The sequence below is a fragment of the Tardiphaga sp. 862_B3_N4_1 genome (assembly GCF_051811085.1).
Taxonomy (GTDB): Bacteria; Pseudomonadota; Alphaproteobacteria; order Rhizobiales; family Xanthobacteraceae; genus Tardiphaga; species Tardiphaga robiniae.
The window spans coordinates 912,942-925,830 of record NZ_JBPWQB010000002.1 but is presented as its reverse complement, the minus strand read 5'-3'; the positions used below and the strand labels follow the sequence as shown (position 1 = coordinate 925,830).

Annotated in this window: 16 protein-coding genes; 11 read left to right on the top strand and 5 right to left on the bottom strand. The window is 62.6% G+C overall.

The window, feature by feature from the left end; all coding sequences use genetic code 11:
• The first annotated feature begins 4 nt into the window (after window positions 1-4).
• The 5 genes from AB8B02_RS21625 to AB8B02_RS21605 all read left to right on the top strand — a co-directional run bounded on the left by AB8B02_RS21625 (window position 5) and on the right by AB8B02_RS21605 (window position 3,677).
• Complete coding sequence (locus AB8B02_RS21625) at window positions 5-199, top strand: twin transmembrane helix small protein (protein WP_439065117.1); 195 nt, start codon at window positions 5-7, stop codon at window positions 197-199.
• Between the two features lie 33 nt (window positions 200-232).
• Window positions 233-805 (top strand): cob(I)yrinic acid a,c-diamide adenosyltransferase, encoded by a 573-nt coding sequence (locus AB8B02_RS21620; RefSeq protein WP_068729209.1) that lies wholly within the window; start codon window positions 233-235, stop codon window positions 803-805.
• A gap of 138 nt (window positions 806-943) precedes the next feature.
• A complete protein-coding gene (locus tag AB8B02_RS21615) occupies window positions 944-1,693 on the top strand; it encodes an electron transfer flavoprotein subunit beta/FixA family protein (RefSeq protein ID WP_089267624.1) in 750 nt (249 codons plus the stop codon).
• Window positions 1,693-2,628 (top strand): electron transfer flavoprotein subunit alpha/FixB family protein, encoded by a 936-nt coding sequence (locus tag AB8B02_RS21610; RefSeq protein WP_439065116.1) that lies wholly within the window; start codon window positions 1,693-1,695, stop codon window positions 2,626-2,628. Before AB8B02_RS21615 ends, AB8B02_RS21610 begins: the two co-directional genes overlap by 1 nt.
• A gap of 167 nt (window positions 2,629-2,795) precedes the next feature.
• Window positions 2,796-3,677, top strand: a complete 882-nt coding sequence (locus AB8B02_RS21605) for a 3-hydroxybutyryl-CoA dehydrogenase (RefSeq protein WP_089267834.1) — start codon at window positions 2,796-2,798, stop codon at window positions 3,675-3,677.
• 279 nt (window positions 3,678-3,956) lie between these two features.
• On the opposite strand, the gene AB8B02_RS21600 is transcribed toward AB8B02_RS21605, so the two are convergent.
• Complete coding sequence (locus tag AB8B02_RS21600; RefSeq protein ID WP_439059914.1) at window positions 3,957-4,340, bottom strand: tautomerase family protein; 384 nt, start codon at window positions 4,338-4,340, stop codon at window positions 3,957-3,959.
• Window positions 4,341-4,449: 109 nt separating this feature from the next.
• Between AB8B02_RS21600 and AB8B02_RS21595 the strand changes: the two genes are divergently transcribed.
• Together AB8B02_RS21595 and AB8B02_RS21590 are read left to right on the top strand one after the other, a co-directional pair.
• The gene (locus AB8B02_RS21595; protein ID WP_439065115.1) at window positions 4,450-5,301 is read left to right on the top strand and encodes a LysR family transcriptional regulator; all 852 of its coding nucleotides are present in this window, start codon (window positions 4,450-4,452) and stop codon (window positions 5,299-5,301) included.
• Window positions 5,302-5,373: 72 nt separating this feature from the next.
• Entirely contained in the window at window positions 5,374-5,568 is a 195-nt protein-coding gene (locus tag AB8B02_RS21590; protein ID WP_439065114.1) for a putative motility protein, read from the top strand.
• A 17-nt stretch (window positions 5,569-5,585) separates the two neighbouring features.
• Here the strand turns inward: AB8B02_RS21590 and AB8B02_RS21585 are convergent, their stop codons facing one another.
• Entirely contained in the window at window positions 5,586-6,554 is a 969-nt protein-coding gene (locus AB8B02_RS21585; protein ID WP_439065113.1) for an AraC family transcriptional regulator, read from the bottom strand.
• Window positions 6,555-6,622: 68 nt separating this feature from the next.
• On the opposite strand from AB8B02_RS21585, the gene AB8B02_RS21580 reads away from it, so the two are divergent.
• Window positions 6,623-7,837 carry an MFS transporter gene (locus tag AB8B02_RS21580; RefSeq protein WP_089267618.1) on the top strand — a complete coding sequence of 405 codons (1,215 nt, stop codon included), beginning with the start codon at window positions 6,623-6,625 and terminating at the stop codon, window positions 7,835-7,837.
• Between the two features lie 41 nt (window positions 7,838-7,878).
• Here the strand turns inward: AB8B02_RS21580 and AB8B02_RS21575 are convergent, their stop codons facing one another.
• The 3 genes from AB8B02_RS21575 to tlpA form a co-directional block, all read right to left on the bottom strand.
• A complete protein-coding gene (locus AB8B02_RS21575) occupies window positions 7,879-8,256 on the bottom strand; it encodes a VOC family protein (RefSeq protein ID WP_089267617.1) in 378 nt (125 codons plus the stop codon).
• A gap of 19 nt (window positions 8,257-8,275) precedes the next feature.
• Window positions 8,276-8,635 (bottom strand): DUF1428 domain-containing protein, encoded by a 360-nt coding sequence (locus AB8B02_RS21570; protein ID WP_089267616.1) that lies wholly within the window; start codon window positions 8,633-8,635, stop codon window positions 8,276-8,278.
• 152 nt (window positions 8,636-8,787) lie between these two features.
• Window positions 8,788-9,462, bottom strand: coding sequence for a thiol:disulfide interchange protein TlpA (gene tlpA / locus AB8B02_RS21565; protein WP_246297386.1), 675 nt, complete (start codon window positions 9,460-9,462; stop codon window positions 8,788-8,790).
• 141 nt (window positions 9,463-9,603) lie between these two features.
• Between tlpA and argH the strand changes: the two genes are divergently transcribed.
• From argH to lysA, 3 genes are all read left to right on the top strand, one after another.
• Entirely contained in the window at window positions 9,604-11,001 is a 1,398-nt protein-coding gene (argH, locus tag AB8B02_RS21560; RefSeq protein WP_439065912.1) for an argininosuccinate lyase, read from the top strand.
• Between the two features lie 92 nt (window positions 11,002-11,093).
• Window positions 11,094-11,378, top strand: coding sequence for an LPS translocon maturation chaperone LptM (lptM, locus tag AB8B02_RS21555; RefSeq protein WP_068730373.1), 285 nt, complete (start codon window positions 11,094-11,096; stop codon window positions 11,376-11,378).
• A 6-nt stretch (window positions 11,379-11,384) separates the two neighbouring features.
• Window positions 11,385-12,650: a diaminopimelate decarboxylase gene (gene lysA / locus AB8B02_RS21550; RefSeq protein ID WP_068729188.1), complete on the top strand. Its 1,266-nt coding sequence runs from the start codon at window positions 11,385-11,387 to the stop codon at window positions 12,648-12,650.
• Window positions 12,651-12,889 lie beyond the last annotated feature (239 nt).

Genomic DNA, 12,889 nt, shown 5'->3' with positions numbered 1-12,889 from the left:
TGATATGACGTCAACGCTCAGCAACATTATCCTCCCCATCGCGGTCGGCGCCGTTGCGCTGGTCTTGCTGCTTGGCCTGTTCAACATGATGCGCGGCGGCTCGCCGGATCGCTCGCAGAAGCTGATGCGGTGGCGCGTGGCGCTACAATTCGTCGCCATTGTCCTCACTATGGCCACCGTCTGGGCGATGGGCCGCTGACGCAAATTCCTTAACTGGCGCTGGATCAATTCGATGGTCGTTCTCAACCGCATCTACACCCGCACCGGCGATGACGGCACGACGGCCCTCGGCACCGGCGAACGTCGGCCGAAATACGATCTCCGCGTCAGCGCCTATGGAACCGTGGATGAGACCAATGCGGCGATCGGCGTGGTGCGGCTGCATCTCGCCCATGCGCGGTCCCTGGATGCGATGCTCGGGCTGATCCAGAACGATCTATTCGATCTCGGGGCTGATCTTGCGGTTCCGCAGCGCGAGGGCAAGGCCGAGCGGCTGCGCCTGCTGGCGAGTCAGGTCGAGCGGTTGGAGAACGATATTGACATGCTCAACGCGCCGCTGGCCGATCTGACCTCGTTTGTTTTGCCTGGCGGAACTCCAGCCGCCGCTCACCTTCATGTCGCCCGGACGATCTGCCGCCGTGCGGAACGGATCATGGTGGAACTCGCCGCTCAGCCCGATGAGCCGGTCTCGGATGCTGGTATCCAGTATATGAACCGGCTCTCGGACTTCCTGTTCGTCGCCAGCCGCTCGCAGAACGACAATGGCGCCGGCGACGTGCTCTGGGTGCCCGGCCAGAACCGGTAATTTCGGCTAAATCGGCGGGTCTAGAGACATTCGATTTTAGGGTCTGGCGCGTTGACCCCGTGTGGCAGGGGCTTTAGGTTCCGCGCCCAAGCTTCCGAGCAAGCTCTGAAACAATAAAACTCACACGAAAGAGGATCGATGAAGGTTCTGGTCGCGGTCAAACGGGTGGTCGATTACAACGTCAAGGTTCGCGTCAAGAGCGACGGATCGGGCGTCGAACTGTCCAACGTCAAGATGTCGATGAATCCGTTCGACGAAATCGCCGTCGAGGAAGCCCTGCGCCTGAAAGAGGCCGGCAAGGCAACCGAAGTGGTGGTGGTGTCGATCGGTCCCGCACAGGCGTCCGAAACCCTCCGCACCGGCCTCGCGATGGGCGCGGACCGTGGCATCCTCGTCAAGGTTGAAGGCACCGTCGAGCCGCTCGCCGTGGCGAAGATCCTCAAGGCCGTCGCCGATGAGGAAAAGCCGGGCCTGGTAATCCTCGGCAAGCAGGCGATCGACGACGACGCCAACCAGACCGGCCAGATGCTGGCCGCGCTGCTCGGCTGGCCGCAGGCGACCTTCGCCAACAAGCTGGTTGTCGAAGGCGACGACGTCACCGTGACCCGTGAAGTCGATGGCGGTCTGCAGACCGTCAAGCTCAAGGGACCGGCCATTGTCACCACGGACCTTCGTCTGAACGAGCCGCGCTACGCGTCGCTGCCGAACATCATGAAGGCGAAGAAGAAGCCGATCGACGAGAAGACCGCCGATGGTTACGGCGTCGATATTTCTCCGCGTCTTGAGATCATCAAGACCAGCGAACCGGGCGGCCGCAAGGCCGGCGTCAAGGTCAAGGACGTCGCCGAACTGGTATCGAAACTCAAGACTGAAGCCGGGGTGCTCTAATGCCGACATTGCTGCTTGCCGATCACGACAACGCCACCCTGAAGGATTCCACCAACAAGGCGCTCACCACTGCCACCCAGATCGGCGGCGAGGTGCACATCCTCGTTGCCGGCCAGAATGCGAAGCCGGCCGCGGAAGCTGCCGCCAAGCTGCAGGGCGTCACCAAGGTACTGCTCGCCGACGACGCCTCTTATGCCCACGATCTTGCCGAGCCGCTGGCCGCGCTGATCGTGTCGCTGGCGCCCGCCTATGACGTGCTGATCGCCGCTGCGACCACGCGCTCGAAGAACGTGATGCCGCGCGTCGCCGCTCTGCTCGACGTGATGCAGGTGTCGGAAATCACCAAGGTCATCGCACCCGACACCTATGAGCGTCCGATCTATGCCGGTAACGCGATCCAGACCGTGAAGTCCAAGGATGCCAAGAAGGTCATTACGGTGCGTACCTCGACCTTCGGTGCAGCCGGTGAAGGCGGCAGCGCGGCGGTGGAAGACGCCAAGACGGCCGAGAATCCGGGTTTGTCGACCTTCGTCGGCGAGGACATGGCCAAGAGCGATCGTCCGGAACTGACCTCGGCGAAGATCATCGTGTCCGGTGGCCGTGCCATGCAGAGCCGCGAGAACTTTGCCAAATACATCGAGCCGCTCGCCGACAAGCTCGGCGCCGGTGTCGGCGCCTCGCGCGCCGCGGTGGATGCCGGTTATGCCCCGAACGACTGGCAGGTCGGCCAGACCGGCAAGGTCGTGGCTCCGGAGCTGTATATTGCCATCGGCATTTCCGGCGCGATCCAGCATCTCGCCGGCATGAAGGACTCCAAGGTGATCGTCGCGATCAACAAGGACGAAGACGCGCCGATCTTCCAGGTCGCCGATTACGGCCTGGTCGCCGACCTCTACCAGGCCGTGCCGGAGCTGACCGAAGCACTCGGCAAGTAGAGGCCCAGCGGGCAAGGATTTGGCAAATAAGGCCTTGCTGAATTAGGGCTTTGCGCCTCAATTAACGACATCGGCCGGAGTGACTGACTCCGGCCGATATTTTATGTAAAGATAGCTTTCCGAACGCGGCATGCGCGGGCGGCGTGTTCCCAGAGATGACAAGCAAGATGGCGGTTATGATCAAGAAAGTCGGCGTGATCGGCTCGGGCCAGATGGGCAATGGCATTGCGCATGTGGCTGCATTGGGCGGCCTCGAAGTTGTGCTGAACGATGTCTCTGCCGACCGCCTGAAGTCTGCCATGGCGACGATCAACGGCAACCTGTCGCGTCAGGTGTCGAAGAAGGTCATCACCGAGGATGCACGCAAGGCCGCGCTGGATCGCATCACCTCGTCGGACACGATGGACGGCCTTGCCGATTGCGATCTCGTGATCGAATCCGCCGTCGAGAAGGAAGAGATCAAGCGCAAGATCTTCCACGATCTCTGCGCTGTGCTGAAGCCGGAGGCAATCATCGCCTCCAACACATCGTCGATCTCGATCACGCGCCTCGCCGCGTCGACCGACCGTCCCGAGAAGTTCATCGGCATTCACTTCATGAATCCGGTGCCGTTGATGGAGCTGGTCGAACTGATCCGCGGCATTGCCACCGATGACGCGACCTTCGATGCGTCCAAGGACTTCGTCACGAGGCTCGGCAAGCAGATCGCCGTCTCGGAAGATTTCCCGGCCTTCATCGTCAATCGTATTCTTTTGCCGATGATCAACGAGGCGATCTACACGCTGTATGAAGGTGTCGGCAATGTCGAAGCCATCGATGCGGCGATGAAGCTCGGTGCGCATCACCCGATGGGCCCGCTCGAACTCGCCGACTTCATCGGCCTCGATACGTGCCTGTCGATCATGCAGGTGCTGCACGAAGGCCTTGCCGACTCCAAGTATCGGCCGTGCCCGCTGCTGGTGAAATATGTCGAAGCCGGCTGGCTCGGTCGCAAGACCCAGCGCGGTTTCTACGACTACCGCGGTGAGAAGCCGATCCCGACGCGTTAAGGCGAAGCGCTCGTCTTTTTTAAGATAGACGCTGTCATTGCCGGGCTTGACCCGGCAATCCACCTTTACGCATGCAAGGAAGAAGGACGGATCCGCGGGTCATCCAGCGAAGCTTGCTTCGCGCTGCCTGCGGATGACGACGGTGTGTGTGGTTGGCCTCGCGGCCAAGTTAAACCAACATCCGCATCAAGCTCACCGTCGCCGGCACCATCCCGACGATCGTCGCCATGCCCATGCCGACTCCGCACAGATGCGCCATCAATGTCTCGCGCTGCGTAATCATGTCACGTACTGCGCCACGCCATGGCCAAACGACCAGTTCTCCGGCAGCACCTCGACGAGGTTGATGAAGACGTCTTCGGGCCGCAGGCCCGGTCTGTCAGTCAGCTTCTCGACGATCCGTTTGTAGAGCGCCTGCTTCTGCTCACGAGGGCGGGTGTTACTGACCGTCAGCTGGATGATGACCAGGTCATCGGTCCGGCGAATGCCGAGATAATTCGGATCATAGATGAAAGTGCCATCCTCGTGCTCCGAGATGGTGACGAAACGATCGCCCTCCGGGACGTTGAAGGTCTCGCGCAGCGCCTGATAGACGCCTTCGGCGATCGCCTCCCGATAGGCGGCGGGCTTGCCCTTCTTCAGTGAAATGCGAACCAGCGGCATGGTGGTCTCCTGTCGTTCAAATCCGATCCAACAAACCTAATCCCATATTGATCATTGGAAAATCGTATGAAATAATATTTCAATGATGTCAGATTGAAATGATTGGCCGATGAAAGCGCTCGATATCGAGGCCGTGCAGGCCTTCGTGCTGGTGGCCGATCTCACCAGCTTCACCCGCGCCGCCGAGGCGATGGGAAGCACGCAGTCGGCGATCAGCCTGAAGATCAAGCGGCTGGAAAGCGGGCTGGGCAAGCGCCTGCTGGAGCGAACGCCGCGGCTGGTGCGCCTGTCGTCGGAGGGAGCGGCTTTTCTGGCCTCCGCGCGAAATCTCGTCGCGGCGCATCAGTCGGCGATGGGCTCATTCGCTGCGGAGCGGCGGCGTCTCGTGGTGGGGATCAGCCATCATCTCGTCGGCGCCGATCTTGCCGACGTGTTGAAACGCATGAGCGCGACCGATCCGTCCCTGGTGATCGAATTGCGGATCGAGTCATCGCGGGTCCTGCTGTCAGCCTATGACGCTGGCGATCTCGACGCGGCGATCGTGTTGCGGGTCGACAGGCGACGTGGTGACGGCGAGGTCTTGATGGAAGAACCATTTGGCTGGATGGGCACACTGGATTTTCGGCACGCGCCCGGTGAGCCGCTACGACTCGCGGCGCAGTCCGCGCCATGTACGGTCCGTTCGGCGGCGATTGCGGCACTCGATGGGGCTGGCATTCGGTGGACCGAAGCCTTCGTTGGCGGCGGCGTTGCGACCATCGGCGCGGCGATCTCCGCCGGCCTCGCCGTTGGTGCGCTGGTCCGCCGTGTTGCTCCCGCCGGCAGCATCGATCTTGGCCCACGCCTCGGTCTGCCGAAATTGCAGGATGCCGAGACGATGCTGCATTCCAGCCTCACCGATGCGAGGGCGCGCGGCGCGCTGCGCACACTGGGCGCAGCATTTCGGGCGAATGCTGGCTGATTGTTGCACGAGGTCAACATTCGTTAACCCCGCATCGCTATACCGGCGGTACGACGTTACGGAGTGTTTCTGATGGATATGGCTTTGGTTGCCAGCGCGCTTGCCATGAAGGCAGCGGGAACGCAGCAGCAGATTTCGACCTCGATCATGAAGTCGAATGCCGACATGGAAAAGAACACTGTGCTCTCGCTGCTCGGTGGCGCGCAGCAGGCCTCGCAGGCCAATCTCGGCGCGGGCGTCGGCGGCAACGTCGATATCGCCGCCTAAGGCGCTGTCGAACCTGGCTACTGCTCTTTGGAAGCAGCAGTCAGTGTCGCGCGAAAATGGCTCGGTGGCGCGCCAATGATGCGCTTGAAGGCGCGGCTGAACGCGGCTTCCGATTCATAGCCAAGCCGACGTGCGACGACCGCGATCTTCAAGCGGTCGCGAGTGAGCCACTGCTTTGCTTCCTGCATCCGCAATTGCGCGACGTAACGGGCCGGTGTCTGGCCGACGACATTGGCGAAGCGCAACGCAAATGCCGAGCGTGACGCATGCATGACGTTGGCCAGCGCCTCGACGGTCCAATCCCTGGTCGGGTCGCGATGGATCGCAGCGAGAACCCGGCCGATACCGGGATCGCGCGCTGCCGCGACCCAGCCGGCAGAGCCGCAGCCCTTCTCCACCCAGTTGCGGATCAGTGCAGCGGCGACAACATCGGCCAGCCGCGTCAGCATGCCGCCGGCACCGACGCGATCCAGCGCCAGTTCGGACGTCATCGCCTCAAGCAGATGCGGGATGGCGGGCTCGTCGGTGGCAAGTTCGTGCATCTGCATCAGCTCAGGCATCATCAGAAGTAACGGGTGCTGGCTGTCGAGGTTGAAGGTCATGCCGGCACCGAACAGCACGGTTTCTTCGCCATCTCTATTGCCACCGCTGCAGGTGTCGAGGATGCCGCAGCACACCGGCTCGAACTGGCAATTCTCGACCGGTGCCGGGAAGGCATCGGGTGAACTCGCCAGCGCGTGTTCCGCGCCGCGCGGCAGCAAGACGGCATCGCCTGGTTCAAGGCGGACCCACGCGTTATCCAGAGTTCGCAGCCAGCAGCCGCGCTCGGCGACGAAGTGGAATTGCGCCTTCGGCCGTGCCGGGAATACCAGCCCCCATGGCTCGGTCATGCGGCAGCGGACGTAATCGACGCCCTCAATCTTCAAGCCCCGGAGCATTTCAGTCAGGGGGTGAGTGGCGACAGTTGTGGACGAATGATCAAGCATTGAGGGTTTTCTAGCATGGAAACTCCAGGAGGTCACCTCCATCTCCGGGGTCCCTGCTGGAGACTGCCATGACTGATTCCGCCACTGCCGCACTTGATGCCGATGTTTCTCCAATAACCAATGAGCGGACGAACGCAGCCTGGGCGGCTGTTGTCTCCTTAATGCTTGGCGCGTTCAGCCAGGTCACGGCTGAATTCCTGCCCGCCAGCCTGCTCACGCCGATCGCCACCGATCTCGGTGTCTCGGTCGGCGCTGCCGGGCAGGTGGTGACCGCGACCTCCCTTGTCGGGATCATCGCCGGACTTGCGACGGCCATTGTGACACGCGCCATGGATCGCCGCGTCGTCCTGTGGTCGCTCACGGTGCTGCTGATCGTGTCCAATCTGCTGTCGGCTACCGCGAGCAACCTTCCAATCCTGTTGCTTGCCCGCGTGCTGCTCGGCATCAGTCTCAGCGGCTTTTGGGCAATGGCAACGGCCACCGCGATGCGGCTTGTTCCGGCGGAGGCGCTGCCGCGCGCGATCTCGCTGATTTTCAGCGGCGTTTCGATCGCCACCGTCAGCGCTGCGCCCATCGGTGCATATCTTGGAGATCTGTGGGGCTGGCGGAACGTGTTCTTGCTGGCGGCCGCTGTCGGCGCCGTCGTGCTCGTCTTTCAGGTGCTGACGCTGCCGCGCTTGCCGCCGCTCACATCACCGGATGTGCGCACGCTGTTCGTGCTGATGCGTCGGCCCAGTGTCCGGCTTGTGATGATCGCAATCGCCGTCAGTATCTCGGGCCACTTCGCCGGATTCACTTACGTCCGGCATTTCCTCGAACAAGTGCCGCAGCTTCCGGTCACTGCGATCTCGCTCGTCCTGCTGGCTTATGGCGTTGGCGGTTTCTTCGGCAATTTCGCGGGCGGGGTGCTTGTCGCCCGTAGTGCGAAACTTGCGATCGTCACGGGATCTGCGGCCATCGCCGTGCTCGCGCTGGTGCTGTTTGTCTTTGGCGCTTCGGGCCTTGTCGCGGGCATCGCGGTTGGTCTCTGGGGTTTTGCCTTCGGCGTGCTGCCGGTTGGCTTCCAGACATGGATGGTGCGGGTCGCATCGGACGAAGCTGAATCTGCGGGCGGCCTGCTCGTCTCGGCTTTCCAGGTCGCGATCACGGTTGGCGCAGTCGTTGGCGGCATTCTAGTCGATGGTTTCGGCCCGTTCGGTGCCGTTGGTTATCTCGCAGCGGCGACACTGGCGGGCGCGCTGCTCGTATTGCTGTCGCGCAGCGGCGGCGAAGTGCCGGCCTGAAGCGCGAAGGGAGGCAGCAGCCTGCTGCCTCCCGGCTTCTCTTACGCGACCGGTGTGATCCAGCCGATCCCGGCACCGCCGGGCTGCAGCAGGATTGCGAGCCGGCCGACATCGGGAATGTCGAATACCGGCCGCATCAGCGTCGCGCCGGCCGCGACAGCTTTCTTCACACGCGCATCGACGTCGTCGACCGCGAGATACGGCATCCAGCCATCGGGGACATTCTCGTAGCCCGGGCCTTCCGCGTGGAAGATGCCGCCGACCGGCACATTGTCCATCATTGCGATCCAGTAGATGCCGCCGCCCGCCAGCTTCTTGGCCTGATAGGTCCAGCCGATGGTCTCCTGATAGAAGGCTTTCGCGCGCTCGGGATCGCGCGTCACGAATTCATTCCAGTTGAAATGGCCGTGCGGCGTCATGGCGTCCTCCGTTGTTGCGTCAGACTGAAACCAGCGTCTTGAAGCCACCATAGATCATGCGCTTGGCATCGAACGGCATCGCCTTCGGATCCATCATCTTGGCGAGGCGCGGATCCTTCATCACTTTGGCGTTGATGCGGTCGCGATCTTTGCGCGTCTTGTAGATGATATAGGAAAACACAACGGTCTCGTCGGGTTTCAGTTTCACGCTGCGCGGGAACGATGTCCATTTGCCGACGCTGACGTCATCGGCGACACATTCCTGATAGTCGAGTGCGCCGTATTCGCGCCAGATTTTGCCGGCCTTGCGCGCGATGGCGGCATAGGCTTTCAGCTTCTTCTTCGGCACCGGAACGAGGAATCCGTCGATATAGGCCATTGGTCGTTTCTCCCTGCTGTCATGCGTCGGCGCCGGGCGCGCGTGGCCCGGTTGTTTTCAAGACGAACGCAATTGCGTTCATCCGACAGCATTCTGGAGAATTTTGCGATCCGCGCAGGCGGCCGTATGTCGCAGTCGTCTGTGCCGCTACCTCAGAAGCTTGCCGCGGCGGGCTTCACCGCCGCTTTCAGCAGCTTGATGGCATCTTCGCTGTCCCACTCGGCAGGGCCGGCGATGGTCGCGATCTCGCAGCCCTTCCCGTCGATCAGCACCGAGGTCGGCATACCCAGTGCACGGCCGATGCCCTTGAGGTCCTGGAACACCTTGGCTGAGGTGTCGGTGAAATAATCCAGCCGGTTGAGGCCGCCGTCTTTCAGAAAGGCCTTCGGCTTCTCGGCGTCGCGGGTGTCGATATTGATCGCAACGACCTGGAAATCCGGGCCGCCGAGCTTGGTCTCGAGGTTGTTCAGCGCCGGCATTTCCTTGCGGCAGGGCACGCACCAGGTGGCCCACAGGTTCACCAGCACCGTCCGGCCGCGCCAGTCGGACAGCTTCTTCTCCTGGCCGTCGGCATCCCTGAAAGCGAGGTCCGGCAGTTTCAGCGGCGTTCTGGCCATGGTCAGGCCGGCGACTTCGCCGCGCGCCAGCGGTTCGATCTTCTTCGACAGTGCGATGGCCGGCGCGCAGGTCGGATCGCCCGGCGCAGCCTGCTGCCGCAGCCGATCCATATTGGATACCGCGGCAAAGCCGATCACGGCGCCGACGAGCACCGCGCCGAGCACGATCAGGCGGCGTTTGGCCGGACGGGGGGCAGGCTGGTCGGGCATAGGGTTTGTCATTCGGTCTCAGTTAGGGCTATGCAACGGTTGGCGACGGACGATCCGTCGGCTGCGGTTAAAGATGAGTGACAATTCATGGCTTCGCGCAAGGGCAACGGCAAGTCCAGCAATGACGGTAAGGGCTCCAATGTGAGCAACAAGATGTGGGGCGGGCTGTTCGATGAAAGCCCCGACGCCATCATGGAGGAAATCAATGTCTCCATCGACGTCGATCGCCACCTCTATGCCCAGGACATCACCGCGTCCAAGGCCCATGCTGCGATGCTTGCCAGGCAAGGGATTATCACCGCGAAAGATGCGAAAAATATCGCAGGCGGTCTAGACACGATCCTGTCAGAGATCACCAAGGGGGCGTTCACATTCAAGCGTGCGCTCGAAGACATTCACATGAATGTGGAGAGCCGGCTCGGCGAGCTGATCGGCCCGGCCTCCGGCCGCCTGCATACCGCGCGTTCGCGCAACGACCAGGTCGCGACCGACTTCCGTCTGTTCGTGCGCGATACCATCGACGAGATCGATGCGGCCTTTGCGTCGCTGCAGCGGGCACTGGTCGATCGTGCGCTGGAGCATGCCGACACGGTGATGCCCGGCTTCACCCATCTGCAGACCGCGCAGCCGGTGACCTTCGGTCATCATCTGCTGGCCTATGTGGAAATGGTGTCGCGCGATCGCGGCCGCTTCGCCGATGCGCGCAAGCGCCTCAATGAAAGCCCGCTCGGCGCCGCTGCGCTGGCCGGTACCTCATTCCCGATCGATCGCCATGCCACAGCCAAGACGCTGGGCTTCGATCGCCCGATGGCGAATTCGCTCGATGCGGTGTCGGACCGCGATTTCGTACTCGAGACGCTGTCGGCGGCTTCGATCGCGGCCGTACATCTGTCGCGCTTCGCCGAGGAGATCGTGATCTGGACCTCGCCGCTGGTCGGCCTCGTCAGACTCTCGGACAAGTTCACCACCGGCTCCTCGATCATGCCGCAGAAGCGCAATCCGGATGCGGCCGAACTGGTCCGCGCCAAGACCGGCCGCGTGATCGGCTCGCTCACCGGATTGTTGATTGTCATGAAGGGCCTGCCGCTGGCCTATCAGAAGGACATGCAGGAGGACAAAGCGGGCGCGATGGAGGCCTATTCGGCGCTATCGCTGGCGATCCGCGCGATTGCCGGCATGGTCCGCGATCTCGTGCCCAATGAGGAGCGCATGAAGCTTGCTGCCGGCGAGGGCTATGCCACCGCCACCGATCTGGCGGACTGGCTGGTGCGAACGCTGAAAATGCCGTTCCGCGAGGCGCACCACGTCACCGGCCGGATCGTCGGCATCGCCACCAAGAAGGGCGTGGCGTTGCACGAGCTCGACCTGAAGGAGATGCAGGCGGTCGAGCCGAAGATCACCGCAGAGGTGATGAAGGTGCTGTCGGTGGAATCCTCGGTGAAGAGCCGGGTCAGCTATGGCGGCACGGCGCCGAAGAATGTGACGTCGCAGGCGAAGGCCTGGCTCAAGCGACTGGAAAAAGAGCGGAAATTGGGCTGAGCGGGCTTGGCGTGCGAAAATTCAATGGATTTCGGGGTCTCGCCAGAGCGCAGCAATCTTTGTATGGTGCGCCCGCATTTGGGGATTTCGCTGTGACTTGTCCGACCCGCCCTGCGTCCGCGCGATGGGCCATTCTCGTTCTGACCGCTTCTGCTTTGGCGCTGGCTGGCTGCGGCCGTAAAGGCGGCCTCGATCTGCCGCCACAGGCGTCTGCGCAGCCGATGGGTACCGGCGCTCCAGCGGCGGATCCCGATGCACAGTCGGCTGCCAGCAAGGGCAGGGACGTGTTCGCGCCCTCGAACGGTGTCGATGAGGGCCCGCCGGCGGCGACCCGTGGTCGCAAGAAGCCGTTCCTGCTCGATCCGATCCTGGACTAACTCGCCATGCGCCATTTCGACTATCGCAACGGCGTGCTGCACGCCGAAGGCGTTGATATTGCCGAAATGGCGGATGCCGTCGGCACGCCATTCTATTGCTATTCGACCGCGACGCTGGAGCGGCACTACCGCGTCTTCACCGAGGCCTTTGCCGATACAAAGGCCCTCGTCTGTTACGCCATGAAGGCGAATTCCAACCAGTCGGTGCTGCGCACGCTGGCGAAGCTTGGCGCTGGCGCCGACGTGGTCTCCGGTGGTGAGTTGAAGCGGGCGCTGGCCGCCGGCATCCCGCCGAAGAAGATCGTGTTTTCCGGCGTAGGCAAGACCGCGGACGAGCTGCGGTTGGCGCTCGACGAGGACATTCTCTGCCTCAATATCGAGTCGGAGCCCGAGCTCGCATTGCTGTCGGAGATCGCCAGCGAGACCGGCCGTACAGCGCGGATCTCGATCCGCGTGAATCCCGATGTCGATTCCGGCACGCATGCCAAGATCTCCACCGGCAAGTCCGAAAACAAGTTCGGCATTCCCATCAGCAAGGCACGCGAGGTCTATGCCCGTGCCGCGAAGCTGCCGGGCATTGAGGTGACCGGCGTCGACATGCATATCGGCAGCCAGATCACCGATCTCGCCCCGATGGAGCAGGCATTTCGCATCCTGGCCGATTTCGTCACCGTGCTGCGCAACGACGGCCACACGATTTCGCATGTCGATTTCGGCGGCGGCCTCGGCATTCCCTATTACGAGGACCGCGCCGCGCCGCCGGAGCCGATGGCCTATGCGGCCATGGTCAAGCGCGTGACGCATAATCTTGGCTGCACGCTGATGTTCGAGCCCGGCCGCATGATCGTCGGCAATGCCGGCATTCTTGTCGCGCGCGTGATCCATGTGAAGCATGGCGACGGCAAGACCTTCGTCATCATCGATGCTGCCATGAACGATCTGATCCGGCCGACTCTGTACGAGGCCTATCACGAGATCCTGCCGGTAGCGGCGCCCGCACCCGGTGCAAAGCTGTCGGCCGTCGACGTCGTCGGCCCGGTCTGTGAAACCGGTGATTATCTGGCGCTGGACCGCAAGCTGCCGGAGCTGAAGTCCGGCGATTTGCTCGCGATCATGACCGCCGGTGCCTATGGCGCCGTGCAGGCGGGAACCTACAATACCCGCGCGCTGGTCCCGGAAGTGCTGGTGAAGGACGACCAGTATGCGGTGGTTCGCCCGCGCATCGAAGTCGAGCAGCTGATCGCCATGGACAAGGCCGCGCCCTGGTTGTGAGGCGGTGATTTACCTCTCCCCGCTCTGCGCGGGGAGAGGTCGCCGCGCCTTCGCGGCGGGTGAGGGGCGGGGCACGGGGCTCTCTTCAAGCTCAAGCGAGGTAAGCGGATCTCGAGGAGCCCCTCACCCCACCCTCTCCCCGCAAGAGCGGGGCGAGGGAGCGCACTGCGGGCGTTCCCCTACAAAGACCCCTCACGCCTTCGTGACCCCAATCGCTCCGAATCGACTTAGGCTCAGGC